Genomic DNA, 14,586 nt, shown 5'->3' on the forward strand with positions numbered 1-14,586 from the left:
AACACCCCGTAAACCTGCAGGCTACATAGTAAGAGGGAAATAACTCTACATAGCTTAGACTGAGTTAGGTGAGTTGCCACAACGAATAGCGCTTATTTTAGCGGCAGTAGCCAAACACTATAACTCAGTCGGTATACTGCTGCGCCAATTGCTGCAATTGCGGCCCGGTAACACGATTAATACGCCAGTCGTGCAACATGCTGGCACCCTGCGCCTGATAAAAATCGATCGCCGGCTGGTTCCAATCCAGCACTGACCATTCCAGACGGCCGCAGTCGCGCTCTACTGCCAGCTTCGCCAGATAGCTCAGCAGCAACTTGCCCAGGCCCCGGCCCCGATGAGCCGGCAGCACAAATAAGTCTTCCAGATAGATACCGGGTTTAGCAAGAAAGGTTGAGTAATTATGGAAGAACAGCGCAAAGCCGGCCGGCTGCTGCTGATATTCGGCAATCACCACTTCGGCATAGGGTTTGGCACCAAATAAGCTGGCCCGCAGCTTATCTTCCGTGGCCACTACCTGATCGGCCAGTTTTTCATAGTCTGCCAGGCCCTGAATAAACGCCAATATGGTTGGTATATCCTGCTCTGTGGCTAAACGTAATGTGATATCTGCTGACATTATCATTCCTTAAAAACAAAAAAACGCCGGCAGAGCGAAAACCCGGCCGGCGTTTGAGTGTAGCAAGTTGTTTAAGCCGCGTCAGCAGAGGCTATCGCCATAGCATCCAACTCGCCTGGTTTAAAGCTGTCAACACTGATGGCACTGAAGCGCAATGTGTTCATCTTTGTCAGTTGCTCTGCTTCTGCTGCGCTAATTACCTGTGCAGCTAAAGCTTGCTCGATGGTTTGAGCCAACGGCTGTTTACGCGCCAATTTACCTTCGCGCTGTGCCTGGTATATTTTCTTCATCAGCGGCTGTGCTGCGTGCATGGCGACAAAAGCACTTTCCATTAACCCGGTGGCGTCATTTTCATCTGCGCCGATATAACACAGGTGGGTTAAGCGGTCTCGCACGACACCAGGCTTAGACAGCGCTTCGCAAATTTGAATGGCGGTGTCATCATTTGGCATCTTGTAACCAATACCGAACGGGAAGATCAGCGTTTTTAATAACCGCGCCACCACCCGGTTCGGGAAGTTGGCAAAGAAACCATCAAAGGCACGACCAATATCAAACAGCGCGCGCTGCAGGCTGTAATGCACAAACGGCAGGTCACATTGCTGGCGGCCATTATCTTCATAAAATTTCAGCACTGCTGAAGCAATATACAGCTGGCTTAACACATCACCTAAGCGGGCCGACAGCATTTCCCGGCGTTTTAACTCGCCGCCTAAAATCAGCATGGAAAAATCCGCACTTAATGCCAAACCACGGCTCATTCGGCTTAACTGTTTGTAATATTTAGCGGTTTCACCCGATACCGGGGCAGAATTAAAGGCAGCAGCCGTTAACCCCTGCCACAACGCACCAAAAGTATTACCGATAGCAAAGCCAATATGCTTCAGCAACAGGTTATCAAACTGCTTTAAGCCCTGCTCTGCATCCGGGTTAGCCGCGGCTTCCAGCTCTGCCAATACATAGGGGTGGCAGCGCGTGGCGCCCTGGCCAAAAATCATCAGGTTGCGGGTCAGAATATTAGCCCCTTCTACCGTGATCGAAATAGGAATACCCATATAACCATGTGCCAGATAATTCTTCGGCCCAACCTGAATAGCGCGGCCGGCATGAATATCAAAGGCATCGTTCATTAAGGTGCGCGACATCTCTGTCATATGGTACTTGGCAATGGCGGTTACCACGCTTGGGCTTAACTTCATGTCGATAGCACCGGCGGTCATTACCCGTATTGCTTCCAGGCTGTAGGTGAAGCCACCGATACGCGCCAGCGACTCCTGCACACCTTCAAACTTGCCGATAGACATACCAAACTGTTGACGCACATAGCCATAAGCACCTGTCATCCGCGCTGCTAAATGCCCGGTAGCAGTAGCCAATGCCGGCAAGCTGATACCACGCCCCGCTGACAAACACTCGACCAGCATGCGCCAGCCACGACCAGCGTAATCCGGACCGCCTATAATCCACTCCAGCGGAATAAATACGTCTTTACCGTAGGTAGTACCGTTCATAAAGGCCATATTCATCGGAAAGTGCCGGTCACCAATTTCTACGCCTTTATGGCTGGTAGGAATAAGGGCACAGGTAATACCCAGCTCTTCTTTATCACCAAGTAAACTGTCCGGGTCATACAGCTTGAACGCCAGGCCCAGCACTGTCGCCACCGGTGCCAGCGTAATGTAACGCTTATCCCAATTTAAACGGATCCCAATAACTTCTTTACCTTCAAACTCGCCTTTACACACCACACCGGTATCCGGAATACCACCGGCGTCAGAGCCAGCCTCAGGCCCGGTCAGTGCAAAACAGGGTACATCGGTACCGTTAGCTAAGGTCGGCAACCAGAAATCTTTTTGCTCTTGGGTGCCATAGTGCATTAACAGCTCGCCCGGGCCCAATGAATTAGGCACCATTACCGTTACCGCTGCGGTTAAACTACGGGTAGCAATGCGCGATACAATAGTGGAGTTAGCAATAGCAGAAAATTCACGGCCGCCATAGGACTTAGGAATAATCATCGCGAAGAAACCTTCACGCTTTAGAAAATCCCATACCTCTTTAGGTAAATCACGCTGCTCCTGCACAATCTTGTAGTCATCCAGCATTTGCAGCAGGGTTTCTACCTGATTATCCATAAACGCCTGTTCGTCGGCATTTAATTCCGCTTTGGGAAAGCTGTGCAGCTTATGCCAGTCCGGCTTACCTTTAAACAACTCGCCATCCCACCACACATCACCGGCTTCCATCGCTTCACGCTCGGTATCCGAGAGCGGTGGCAGGATTTTTTTAAACATAGCAAAAACCGGCTTGGTGATCAGGTTACGGCGAATATCGCCAACACCCAATATAATCGCCACAGCAACAACTAATATTAACAGCACTAACATATTACCTTCCTTCACCCGCCAACAGCGGCGCGGTTTGACTAATGGGAGTAACGGTGGACACCGGCGCCGCTATCGCGGCCGACAAATAAGGCAGTAACCGCAGGATCACGCCTTCAATATCAACTTTTTCGTTAAAGTCAGCTTCAGCAATCTCAGCTAACGCTTCGTTGGATGCCATGGTAAACACCACAGTACCAAGCGAAAAATGTAACCGCCAGAACAACTCTCCGGGCGGTAAATCGGGGCACGCCTGCTGTACCAATAACACCAGCTTATCCAGCACACGGCCGTAATGATGGTTAAAGAACCAACGCAAATGGCCCTGCACATCGGTGTAGCCACGGCCGAGTAACTGCAAAAAAATCCGCGTACCGTTCTGATGTACTTTATTCAACTCCAGCAGCGGCTTAACAAATACCGACAATACTTGGCTTAAATTGTTTGCCTGCTGCGAGGCCAGCAACCGGGTAAATTCCTGATCTAAGCGTGGCATTAACACCACCAGATAGCGTTGCAATACCGCCTGGATCAGCTCTTTCTTTGAACCAAAGTGGTAATTAACTGACGCCAGATTCACCTCTGCCAGGCTGGTGATCTGCCGCAAAGACGTGTCATTAAAGCCGGTTTCGGCAAATAAGCTTTGCGCCGCATCAAGAATTTTATGTTGGGTACTGAGTTTACTTGTCATTACCAAACCAATATTTAAACAGGTGTTTGAAATGTACGTTTGAATCGGAAAACTGTCAAGCGGCAAATCTGTTACTGGTCTAACCTCAACGCTGAAAAATAACGGCAATTTGGGTACATTTCAGCCAATTGTTAAAAAGCGCTTGACAGTTTTACGCAGATCCGCGAGTTTAACCGGCAGCAAATTAATCAATTCTTCAGTATAAGGAGGCGTAACGATGCAAAAATGTGCAGTTAATCATCGCGGCTATTACGTCTCTCCTCACTATTTGTCCGAGTGGTTCAATAATTAGTTCTCCCTCTGCGTCTGGCAGAGGTTTTTACTGATCTTAAATCCCTGATCTGACTGACAATCGCATGTTGCGTTTGCCATCCTATTTGGGATCCCGCTGCTAAGACGCATTTTTACTGCTTTTTAATCAGATCGCCTTGCAAGGCGGCGTTTATTATCCAGAGGAATGTGTATGTACATTAAAGCAAAAATGAAGCTATCTACCCTGAGTGTGGCCATGTTGTTAGCAACAACCGGTTATAACGTGCAGGCGGCCGAAGAAGCCACCGCCGAACAGGAAAAAATTGAGAAAATTCAGGTAACCGGTTCACGCTTAAAAGGTGTGGACATGGAAGGCGCGAATCCGGTGCAAATCTTCAGCCGTGATGACCTCGCCAACCGCGGCTACGATACCGTTAGCGCCTTTTTACGGGATTTGCCACAGGCATCAAGCGCCGGCACCTTCACGGAAAATGGCGGTGTTGGTGGCGCTGATGGCGCCCCTGCCGGGTCATCCGGTGTTAGTTTACGCGGCCTGGGCAGCAGCTCTACCCTGGTACTGGTGAATGGCCGCCGCGTGGCTGTCGATTCCTTTACCAACGGTTTTGACTCCTTTGTCAATGTTAACGCTATTCCGATGTCAGCGCTGGAACGGGTAGAAATACTCACCGATGGTGCCTCATCAGTGTATGGCTCTGACGCCATCGCCGGCGTTATCAACTTTATTTTGCGCAAAGACGTCGAAGGCCATGAAATTTCGGTGTCTTATGGTGATGACACCGCCAGTAGTGACTTTGGCCGCACTAACCTGACTTATGTCGGCGGCTTTAATACTGCTAACAGCAACACCACCCTGGTCGTCGATTATTTTGACCGTGAAGCCCTGTTTAACAGCGACCGGCCAATAGCAGTAACGTTAACATCCAGCACCCGCACCACCATAGACGGTGTGGATTACGCTGAGCCCTGGTGTGGTGACAATACCAGCAATAACGGTAGCCGCTGCCGCTACGATTACGTGATCCAGCGGGCAATTCAACCTGACACTACTGCGATAGGCGCTACCTTGCACCACAATTATCGCCTGGCCGGTGGCACAGAATTCTTTGCCGAAGCCATGTATCAACAAAACAGTGGTTCTGCCTATGACGCTGCCGCCGCTTTTGATATCGGTATGGACGGTGATTTATCAGTGGTACCGGCCTGGGCCCGTGACATTGATGCGCTGGATGGCGAAGTGAATTCAATCCGTGTGCGTTCACGCTTCCCGGAAACCCGTATTCAGGATTATGACACCACCAGTTACCGTTTGTTGGCCGGTTTACGCGGCGAATTAGCCGACTGGTCGTGGGAAACCGCGGCCACTTATGGCAAAACCGAGAACGAAATTACCCACGTGCAGGGTTATATGGGTGTGGATAAAGTGCTTAACGCTATTGCCGACGGCTCCTTCGACCCGTTTAACCTCGGCCGGGATAACAGTGCAGCGGCACGCGCCGCAGTGCGTGAGTTGGCGCCGAGAGTGGGCGAATCAGAAGTATTCTCTGTCGACTTTAATATCGCCGGCGACCTGCCCATTGAGCTGTCAGCCGGCAACATCAGCGCAGTATTTGGTGGCGAATTCAGAAGTGAAGATATTTTCGACCGGCCGTCGCAAATAGCCAAAGATGGTGGTGTATTTGCACTGGGTGCCAGTGATGCCGAAGCCGATCGAAGCCAGTACGCTGCCTATGCCGAGTTTAATGTGCCGATTACAGATAGCCTGGATGTAATAGCCGCCCTGCGCTACGACCATTACAGCGATTTTGGTGGTGACGCCAACCCGAAGTTATCGCTACGTTACCGTGCTACCGATGATTTGATCTTGCGTGCGTCATGGAGCACCGGCTTCAGAGCTCCGTCGTTATCACAATTGGGCGCCGGCGAATCCCTGGGCACGGCCTACATCAACTGTGGCGCGGATCAACCATTTGATGCCTTGTGCGGTGATTTTGGTGCCTCATTCGGTGAGTTAGAATTAGACCAGGAAACCCTGGGCAACCGTAACCTGGATGCAGAAAACTCCGAAGCCATTAACCTGGGCTTGTCATGGAACCTTACTGACAATCTGCAAATTACCGCCGACTACTGGCGCTATGAGCACACCGATATCGTTGATGTCGATGCCAATACCACGTTAAAAGCTTGTATTGCCGGCACAGCGCCAACTACTGACAGCATTGCCGCATTAAACGGGGAATTTGGCTGCGTACTGGATGGCGGTAATGATCTGGTGTTTTTACGAACCGGCTTCTTTAACGTCGGTAGTCAGGAAACCGACGGTATTGACGTTAAAATTGATTACCGCATTGATACCGCCAACTTCGGTACTTTTAAGCTGTATGCCTCGGGCACGAAAACCTTTAGTTATGAGCGCCAGGTAACGCCCGATAGCAGCAAAGAAGACCTGTTAGGCAAGCTCAGTGGCGCCAACGAAGTTGCCCGGCCTGATTTTGTCGCAGATTTTGGCACTGACTGGAGCCTGAATAACTGGTCTGCCAGTTTGTCAGCCCATTACATCAGCGAACTGGGCGACGGCGATTTTAAATTTGGTGGCAACGAAACCGTTGACGCCTGGCTGGTATTCAGTGGCAGCGTTGGTTACGACATCAATGACAACCAATCATTGCTGTTTTCCGTTCGCAACCTGACGGATAAAGAACCACCTTATGCGTCATCACCAACCAATGGTTACGCCAGCTCAGTACATGACTGGATAGGCCGCTTATGGACCGTACGCTACACTATTCGCTTCTGATAAACCGCAGCTAACGCTAAGGCCGGCATTATCCGGCCTTTTTTTGTTCTGTATCATTGGTATTGTGCGCTTTGCTGCATAAACTAATGGCTAACATTGTTTAAACTGCGCCGGAGTTATGCTTGTCTGTTTTAAAAATTAAACCTGCGGCATTAAAATTAGGTTATGCCGTTAAATTGCCGGGCGGCTGGTTGAAACATCCGTTTTTATCCGGCGATATGATTATTGAAAACGCCCAGCAACTGCAGATAATCCGTTCACTTAATCTGGACTATGTGTTTTTCTACCCGGATAAAAGTGTCAAAGTTGCGCAACCGGATGAGTTAAGCGACGAGGACACAGCCGGGTTTAATATGGCCGCCAGTGAAGCACAGCTGAAAATGCAACAGGAAAAAATGCAGCGCATTGAACAGGCCAAAGCGCACCGGCGTGATTTACAGCGCACCGAAAAAGCCTTTGACCAATCTTTGCTGCAGGTAAAAAGCCTGATGAGCAAAATTAACAGCCGGCCACTTAATGCGATAGACGAAGCCGGCAGCCTGATCAGCGCCATGGCAGATATTCTGCTGGGTGCTGATTCGCTGGTGCTGCATTTAATCTCCGGCGCCGCGAAAGAGCAGGAAGGCTTGTATTATCATTCGTTGAATGTCGCCACTTTATCGATGATGCTGGCGAAAAACCTTAACCTGACACCGGCGCAGGTTAAAACCGTAGGTATTGGTGCTTTATTCCATGATATTGGCAAAATTAAAATACCCAGCCAAATCTTACGTAAAACCACACCCTTAACCACACCGGAGCAAAATCTGCTGAAAATGCATACCAAATATGGTGTCGAGTTAGTGGGGTTAACCGATATCTTTCCGCTGGATGCCTGGGCTATTATTGAGCAACACCACGAATATATTGACGGCAGTGGCTACCCCAAAGCCTTAAAAGAGCCGCAAATAGATGCCTTGGCAAAAATTGTAGCAGTGGTGAATGCATTCGACAATTTATGCCATCCGTTAGATATCAACAACGCCCGCTCACCACACCATGCGTTGTCGTATATGTATCGCAGCATGAAAGGCAAGCTGCCCGAGCGGGAAATGAAAGTGATGATTAAAATGATGGGCGTGTATCCGCCGGGTACCATTGTTTTATTGTCAGATCAACGGCTGGGGATTGTGATGTCCGTAAACAGCGACAACCTGCTGTGTCCTAATGTACTGGTGTATGACGCCGATGTGCCAAGACTGGAAGCACCGATCATTACCCTGGAGCCGGATAAACTCAGCATCAGCAAAGTGGTTAAAATTCAGTCTTTACCGCAACATATTGCGGAGTATCTCAACCCAAGGGCACAGGTCAGCTACCATATTCAGGGCAAACCATAATTAAAAGGCCGGTAAAATACCGGCCTTTTTTACTACTTCAGATGGCGGTCAAAAAACTGCGTAATGCTTTTATGCAGATGAGTTTGTACCGGCTGGCCAAACATCGAGTGTTTGCTGCCCGGGTAATTGATCATATCAAACAGCAAGCCCTTATCCTGCAGCTGTTTATACAGCTTGGTACTGTGGGTAAACAACACGTTGTCATCTGCCATACCATGGTAAATCAGTAAGTCGCCTGTTAAGCCATCGGCATAAGGGAACACCGCACTGTCTGTATAGCCCTTAGCATTTTGCTCCGGATGACCTAAATAACGCTCGGTGTAATGGGTATCGTACAACGCCCAGTCGGTCACCGGTGCACCGGATACGCCGGCGGCAAAATAATCCGCGGCTTTAAACATCGCCATTATGGCCATATAACCGCCGTAGCTGTGACCATAAATAGCGATTTTATCTGCCGCGACGTACGGCAAGCTACGCAGATACTCTACGCCGCGGATTTGGTCATTTAACTCTACCTCACCCAGTTTTAAGTAAATCGGATCTTCAAAGGCTTTGCCACGGTTATAAGAGCCGCGGTTGTCCAGCTGAAATACCAGATAGCCTTGCTGTACTAAGTAATGCAGATACAGATCGCGCGCACTCCAGCTGTTGGTTACGCGCTGCGCATGCGGGCCACCGTATACGCTGACAATTACCGGATACTTTTTATCCTGAACCAGGGCTTTTGGCGCAAACAGCCGGTAATGCATAGTCTGGCCATCTTCTGCTTTAAGCGTACCAAAACGCGGCGCCGTCAGTTCAGCGTGATACGGCGTGAGCGCATGGTTGCTGTTCAGCTCGTTTTGTTCCAGCCAGGTTAGCACTTTACCGTCAAGACCACGCAGCGCCACTTTAGCAGGCGTACTGACATTAGAAAAGCTGTCGATAAAGCTGCTGCCATCTTTGGCCATAACCAACGCATGGTCAAAGCCAGCTTCGGTTAAACGCTTAATATTGCCGTCTTTTAAACTGACCTGATACAGATGCCGCTCCAGCGGCGTATCTTTGCGGCCGGTAAAATACACCATGCCTTGCTTTTCGTTTACTGCATCCAGTTCGTCCACTACCCAGTTACCACTGGTTAATTGGCGCTGTAGTTTGCCGTTAAAGTCAAAATGATACAGGTGTTTGTAACCATCACGTTCAGAGGCCCAGATAAAGCCCTGCTCGTTAGCCAGAAAATGTAAATCATCATGCAGGTTCAGCCAGGTTTTGCTGCTTTCGCTAAGCAGTACTTTTTGCTGGTTGTTGTTTAAATCGACCAGACGTAATTCCAGTTGCTGCTGGTTACGGCTTTGCCACTGGTAACTTAAGTAACGGGCACTTTTTGTCCATTCAACCCGCGGTAAATAGATATCTTCGTCATCACCATGTGAAATCCAATTAACACTGCCGTCTTTCAGTGTTACTACGCCCAGCTGAATCTTGGCATTAGCGGTGCCGGTGTAAGGATAACGCTGGTTAAACAGCTTAATTTCGTCGGCATAAATCTCGTTGCGTACTACTTCTGCCACACCGCTTTCGTCGGTGCGGGTAAAGGCAATTTTGCTGTCGTCCGGTGCCCACCAATAGCCGGTCATGCGGCCCATTTCTTCCTGGGCAACAAATTCTGCCATGCCGTTTTTAATATCACCGCCACCATCTGTGGTCAGTTGGGTCTCTTTGCCGCTGGCAATCTCCAGCACAAACAGGTTTTGGTTACGGATAAAGGCAACATAGCGCCCGGTGGGCGAGATAGTCGCATCGGTTTCAAACTCGCTGGTGTCGGTCAGCTTTTTCGCGGTTTTGCTGCTTAGTTGGTAATAATACAAATCACCGTTTAACGGAAATAACAGCGCATCACTGTTTTTCGACCAACTGTAACTGATAATGCCTGAGGCAAATAACCGCATGCGCTCGCGTCTGGCCTTTTCTTCATCTGATAGGGTTTCAGCGCCGCTGATTAAACTGTCGGCATCGACCAACAGACTGTGTTTGCCCTCCTTAATATGGTATTGCCATAAATCCAGCCGGTTAGCATCTTCCGCTTTGCCTTTAAGATAGGTAACCCTGCTGCCGTCCGGAGCCATACTTAACGAGCGCGGTGTGGCACCGCTTAATGCCGGATCAGCAAATAAGCGTTCTAACTCCAGTTGCTTCGCATCTGCCATATTGCTGCCTCCGAATAGTAAACACAGTGCCAGTACAAAACGTGGTAATTTAACGTGCATTATTGTCCCTGCGACTTTGATTTAATTTTGCTTGCCGTTTGTATAATGCTTCAGCCTAAACTGCAACAAAAAGCCGCTTGCGTTATGCTTAGCTGCGATAAACAGAGGATTTTACAGATGAAACTAACCGAAGTTAACCATCCGCTGGTAAAACATAAAATTGGCTTGCTGCGCGCCGCCGATATCAGTACCAAACAGTTTCGCCAACTGGCCGCTGAACTGGGTAGCCTGCTGACCTATGAAGCCACCAAAGATTTGGCCACCGAAACGGTTAGCATCGACAGTTGGAGTGGCCCGGTGGAGATTGAGCAAATTCAGGGCAAAAAAGTCACCATAGTGCCGATACTACGCGCCGGCTTAGGTATGCTCGATGGCGTGCTGGAGCTGTTACCCAGTGCCCGCATCAGCGTGGTGGGTATTTACCGTGACGAACAAACCCTGCAACCGGTGCCGTACTTTCAAAAACTGGCGTCGGATCTCGGGCAACGCCTGGCGATAGTAGTAGACCCTATGCTGGCCACCGGCGGCTCGCTTATTGCCACCATTGACCTGTTAAAGCAGCACGGCGCCCGGCATATTAAAGCCCTGGTATTGGTCGCTGCGCCCGAAGGTATAGCCGCACTGCGTCAGGCGCATCCGGATGTCGAACTGTACACCGCGGCGGTTGACCGTTGCCTGAACGAGCACGGCTATATACTGCCGGGCTTAGGTGATGCCGGCGATAAGCTGTTTGGCACCAAATAAAACCCGATCTTGTTTAACCGTATAAAGCGTGGCAATTTAGCGCCGGATTTATTATCAAGGGCAACAATACTATGCAGTTAATTCCATGGTCTTATCATACCCGACAAGGCTTTACCCTGCGTGGCTATCGCAGCGAAGCCAGCGGCAAGCCGGTATTGCATATGTTGCATGGCAACGGTTTTTGCAGCCGGATGTATCAACCTATGCTACAGCTGTTAGCAGCGGATTATGACTTATTTTTATCTGATGCCCAGGGCCATGGTGACAGTGATCACGGCGGCGCTTTTGTTGGCTGGAATAAGAGCGCAGACCTGGCGGCAGAAGCCTGGCAGGCACACAAAACCTTGTATGCAGAGGTGCCGGTATACGGCGTCGGTCACAGCTTTGGTGGTATTTTAACCGCTTTGATCCACACTACCAGCCCCAGCCCCTTTGCCGCCGCCATCTTGCTTGACCCGGTACTGTTTACCCCTGGCATGCTAACGGTAATGAGCACCTTAAAGGGGGTACGCTTATATCATAAGAACCCGATGGCCAAAGCTGCACTGCGCCGTCGTCAGCACTGGCCGGACAGAGATACTGCACTGAATTATCTTAACAACAGGGGCATGTTCGCCAACTGGCACCCTGATGCACTGGCAGCCTATATTGACCATGCACTAAAACCGACTGAGCAGGGCCTGAGTTTAAAATGCCTGCCGCAACGTGAAGCTGATATTTTCTCGTCTTACCCTGAGAAGTTATGGCAACAACTGGCCCGGCCGTGCCCTCCGGTGCATGTCATCTACGGTGATAAAAGTTACGACTTTGTCGCCAAAGCGCTGAAAAAATGGCAAAAACGCAATAGCGCTGTCAGCATTGAACAAGTCAGCGGCGGCCACTGTTTTATGCAGGAACAACCGGCTATGGCAAAGCAGCAGATTCAGCATGCGGTTAACGCCCTGAATTCACCGTTAAAATAGCTGTTAATGCGCAGCACAATTTCCGTTATAATAGCGCAAATTTAACCGCGGATCCCAAGATGAAAAAGTGCTTACTCGTTACCGCCCTGCTGTTGTCTGCCTGTAGCCAGGTACCTTCTGAGCGCAGTGCAGAGACGAAAACCGCCATAGCTCCGGCGCAGGAAACACCGGTAACACAGCCGGAAGAGGTCGTTGTAGCAAACTCAACTACGGCCGAAGCCATGGCAACTGATTTTGAGCATATTTTTGTCGATGCTGATATGACCTTCAGCGGCACTCTGCCCTGCGCTGATTGTCCGGGCATTGCATATCATATCAACCTGTTTCGCGACGGTCGCTTTGAAGCACGTCAGGAATACCTTGAACGTAATCAGGTAAGTATCGTAAAAGGTATCTGGTTGTTGGAAAAACGCAGCCTGCATTTAGTCAATCAGCAACAAACCCTGCCGGCATTCCATTTTTTATCTAACAACCAGTTAGCCATGCTGGATTTGAACGGTAAACCTATCAGCGCTAATCCGCAATATCAGTTGCAGCGCGAAGCCGAATTTAAAAAGCTCGACACCCGTCAGGCCATGCTTGGCTTATATATGCTAAGCAATAATCAGGCGACCTTTACCAGCTGCCGCAGCGGTGACTCCCTAAGTGTGGCGAATACGCAGCACCATTTGCCGGTTATGCGGCAGTACCAGCAAGATGAGCGCTTTAGCGGCAATGCCGTTATCGCTACCTTAGTTGGCCGCAGAGGCCAGGACGAGCAAGCCGGTACGCTGTTTATCGACAAGTTTGAACAGTTTTGGCCAGGCGCCATCTGCCCCGATCATATCCAGCCAGGCAAAATGCAAGGTATCGTCTGGCGCGCAGAAAAGCTGACAGATCGTTATGTACCACAGCAACTTAATGTCAGAGTGATCTTTGATCAAAACGAGCGCCTGTATGGCTTTGCCGGTTGCAATAACTTTAATGGTAACTACAAGCAACGCTCTAACCAGTTAACGGTGCAACCGCTGGTCAGCACGCGTAAGTTTTGTGCCGACAGCAGTGATTTAGAGCAACAGTTTACCCAATCGCTGCAATCTGCCGACAGAGTTGAAGTAAACGGCGATAAATTACAGCTGTTTAAAAATAACCAGCTTATTCTGCAATTTAAGCCTGCGGTAAATTAACCGCCACCGGCAATCACACTGCTTATTCACTGAATATCAGACATAAAAAAGCCACCTTGCGGTGGCTTTTTCATTGCGGCGTAAATTACGCTGCTAAGGCTTGTTTCGCTTTGCTCACTAAAGCAGTGAATGCTGCTTTATCGAATACGGCGATGTCAGCTAAAATCTTACGGTCGATTTCAACAGAGGCTTTTTTCAGGCCATCAATGAAACGGCTATAAGATAAACCATTCATACGTGACGCAGCGTTAATACGCGCGATCCACAGTTGACGGAACTGACGCTTACGTTGACGACGGTCACGGTAAGCATATTGGCCGGCTTTAATAACGGCTTGGAAAGCAACACGATAAACACGACTGCGGGCACCGTAGTAACCTTTGGCCTGGTTTAACACCTTCTTATGGCGCGCACGCGCCGTTACACCACGTTTAACTCTTGGCATGTCAGACTCCTAATTAATTATGCGTACGGCATGCAACGGACTAAGCCGGCGATGTCTACTTTAGCGACTAAGGTTTTAGGACCTAACTGACGCTTACGCTTAGAGGTCTTCTTCGTCAAAATGTGGCGAAGGTGTGATTGCTTACGTTTAAAGCTACCAGAAGCGGTTTTTTTGAAACGCTTCGCAGCACCTTTATTGGTTTTCATCTTTGGCATAGTTAAAAACTCGCATTGTTAAGTTACAACGAATAATAAGGCGTCAACCCCACCCTTTGCAGTGCGGGGTTACACTTGAAAGCACTTATTACTTCTTATTTGGGGCCAGCATCATGATCATCTGGCGACCTTCCACCCGTGAAGGGAAAGATTCGCACACAGCAATGTCTGATAAATCTTCTTTAATCCGATTTAACATCTCAATGCCTATCTCAGTATGCGCCATTTCACGACCACGATAGCGCAGCGTTACTTTAGCTTTGTCACCCTCTTCAATGAAGCGACGCAGGTTGCGTAGTTTTACCTGGTAATCGCCTTCATCAGTTCCAGGCCGGAATTTTATTTCCTTAATCTGGATCTGTTTTTGCTTCTTCTTCTGCTCTTTCAGAGCTTTACTCTTTTCAAACAGGAACTTACCGTAGTCCATCAACTTACATACTGGCGGTTCGGCTGTCGGGCTGATCTCTACTAAATCTGCGCCGCCTTCCTCGGCCAAACGAATGGCTTCAGCAATACTTACTACACCCAGCTGCTCACCTTCAATACCAATTAACCGTACCTCTGGCAGGTTAATTTCTTCATTGATCCTGTTAGGACGGTTTGCAGGTAATGTTTTCTTTCCTACTTTAATAGTATGTTCCTCCGAAAATTAATCTTATACG

The 14,586-nt window shown here is 49.3% G+C and carries 12 protein-coding genes; 5 read left to right on the forward strand and 7 right to left on the reverse strand.

Annotated features, from left to right (window positions below):
• Positions 1 to 124 precede the first annotated feature (124 nt).
• From ACTZWV_RS09575 to ACTZWV_RS09585, 3 genes are all read right to left on the reverse strand, one after another.
• Complete coding sequence (locus ACTZWV_RS09575; RefSeq protein WP_444786328.1) at positions 125 to 619, reverse strand: GNAT family N-acetyltransferase; 495 nt, start codon at positions 617 to 619, stop codon at positions 125 to 127.
• A 71-nt stretch (positions 620 to 690) separates the two neighbouring features.
• Positions 691 to 3,006, reverse strand: a complete 2,316-nt coding sequence (locus tag ACTZWV_RS09580) for an acyl-CoA dehydrogenase (protein ID WP_444786329.1) — start codon at positions 3,004 to 3,006, stop codon at positions 691 to 693.
• A 1-nt stretch (position 3,007) separates the two neighbouring features.
• On the reverse strand, positions 3,008 to 3,694 hold the full coding sequence (locus ACTZWV_RS09585) for a TetR/AcrR family transcriptional regulator (RefSeq protein WP_444786330.1): 687 nt from the start codon (positions 3,692 to 3,694) through the stop codon (positions 3,008 to 3,010).
• Between the two features lie 463 nt (positions 3,695 to 4,157).
• On the opposite strand from ACTZWV_RS09585, the gene ACTZWV_RS09590 reads away from it, so the two are divergent.
• On the forward strand, positions 4,158 to 6,761 hold the full coding sequence (locus ACTZWV_RS09590; protein ID WP_444786331.1) for a TonB-dependent receptor: 2,604 nt from the start codon (positions 4,158 to 4,160) through the stop codon (positions 6,759 to 6,761).
• A 122-nt stretch (positions 6,762 to 6,883) separates the two neighbouring features.
• A complete protein-coding gene (locus ACTZWV_RS09595; RefSeq protein WP_444786332.1) occupies positions 6,884 to 8,140 on the forward strand; it encodes an HD-GYP domain-containing protein in 1,257 nt (418 codons plus the stop codon).
• A gap of 32 nt (positions 8,141 to 8,172) precedes the next feature.
• Here the strand turns inward: ACTZWV_RS09595 and ACTZWV_RS09600 are convergent, their stop codons facing one another.
• Positions 8,173 to 10,392, reverse strand: coding sequence for a DPP IV N-terminal domain-containing protein (locus tag ACTZWV_RS09600; RefSeq protein WP_444786333.1), 2,220 nt, complete (start codon positions 10,390 to 10,392; stop codon positions 8,173 to 8,175).
• Between the two features lie 117 nt (positions 10,393 to 10,509).
• Here ACTZWV_RS09600 and upp point away from each other — a divergent pair, with 117 nt between their 5' ends.
• The 3 genes from upp to ACTZWV_RS09615 all read left to right on the forward strand — a co-directional run bounded on the left by upp (position 10,510) and on the right by ACTZWV_RS09615 (position 13,264).
• Entirely contained in the window at positions 10,510 to 11,136 is a 627-nt protein-coding gene (upp, locus tag ACTZWV_RS09605; RefSeq protein WP_444786334.1) for a uracil phosphoribosyltransferase, read from the forward strand.
• Between the two features lie 71 nt (positions 11,137 to 11,207).
• Entirely contained in the window at positions 11,208 to 12,098 is an 891-nt protein-coding gene (locus ACTZWV_RS09610; RefSeq protein WP_444786335.1) for an alpha/beta hydrolase, read from the forward strand.
• A gap of 59 nt (positions 12,099 to 12,157) precedes the next feature.
• A complete protein-coding gene (locus ACTZWV_RS09615; protein ID WP_444786336.1) occupies positions 12,158 to 13,264 on the forward strand; it encodes an META domain-containing protein in 1,107 nt (368 codons plus the stop codon).
• A gap of 85 nt (positions 13,265 to 13,349) precedes the next feature.
• Here ACTZWV_RS09615 and rplT read toward each other — a convergent pair whose 3' ends face one another.
• The 3 genes from rplT to infC all read right to left on the reverse strand — a co-directional run bounded on the left by rplT (position 13,350) and on the right by infC (position 14,555).
• A complete protein-coding gene (gene rplT / locus ACTZWV_RS09620) occupies positions 13,350 to 13,709 on the reverse strand; it encodes a 50S ribosomal protein L20 (RefSeq protein WP_068235207.1) in 360 nt (119 codons plus the stop codon).
• A gap of 17 nt (positions 13,710 to 13,726) precedes the next feature.
• Positions 13,727 to 13,924 carry a 50S ribosomal protein L35 gene (rpmI, locus tag ACTZWV_RS09625; protein WP_027672243.1) on the reverse strand — a complete coding sequence of 66 codons (198 nt, stop codon included), beginning with the start codon at positions 13,922 to 13,924 and terminating at the stop codon, positions 13,727 to 13,729.
• 88 nt (positions 13,925 to 14,012) lie between these two features.
• The gene (gene infC / locus ACTZWV_RS09630; RefSeq protein ID WP_084153632.1) at positions 14,013 to 14,555 is read right to left on the reverse strand and encodes a translation initiation factor IF-3; all 543 of its coding nucleotides are present in this window, start codon (positions 14,553 to 14,555) and stop codon (positions 14,013 to 14,015) included.
• Positions 14,556 to 14,586: the final 31 nt, after the last annotated feature.

Source organism: Rheinheimera sp. NSM (assembly GCF_052380015.1).
In the GTDB taxonomy this organism is placed as follows: Bacteria; Pseudomonadota; Gammaproteobacteria; order Enterobacterales; family Alteromonadaceae; genus Alishewanella.

Bases quoted from the DNA above. Each gene is read 5' to 3' on its own strand.
- ACTZWV_RS09580 (WP_444786329.1), bottom strand. From the start codon at position 3,006: ATGTTAGTGCTGTTAATATTAGTTGTTGCTGTGGCGATTATATTGGGT.
- rpmI (WP_027672243.1), bottom strand. From the start codon at position 13,924: ATGCCAAAGATGAAAACCAATAAAGGTGCTGCGAAGCGTTTCAAAAAA.
- ACTZWV_RS09590 (WP_444786331.1), top strand. From the start codon at position 4,158: ATGTACATTAAAGCAAAAATGAAGCTATCTACCCTGAGTGTGGCCATG.
- ACTZWV_RS09575 (WP_444786328.1), bottom strand. From the start codon at position 619: ATGTCAGCAGATATCACATTACGTTTAGCCACAGAGCAGGATATACCA.
- rplT (WP_068235207.1), bottom strand. From the start codon at position 13,709: ATGCCAAGAGTTAAACGTGGTGTAACGGCGCGTGCGCGCCATAAGAAG.
- ACTZWV_RS09600 (WP_444786333.1), bottom strand. From the start codon at position 10,392: ATGCACGTTAAATTACCACGTTTTGTACTGGCACTGTGTTTACTATTC.
- upp (WP_444786334.1), top strand. From the start codon at position 10,510: ATGAAACTAACCGAAGTTAACCATCCGCTGGTAAAACATAAAATTGGC.
- ACTZWV_RS09585 (WP_444786330.1), bottom strand. From the start codon at position 3,694: ATGACAAGTAAACTCAGTACCCAACATAAAATTCTTGATGCGGCGCAA.
- ACTZWV_RS09610 (WP_444786335.1), top strand. From the start codon at position 11,208: ATGCAGTTAATTCCATGGTCTTATCATACCCGACAAGGCTTTACCCTG.
- ACTZWV_RS09615 (WP_444786336.1), top strand. From the start codon at position 12,158: ATGAAAAAGTGCTTACTCGTTACCGCCCTGCTGTTGTCTGCCTGTAGC.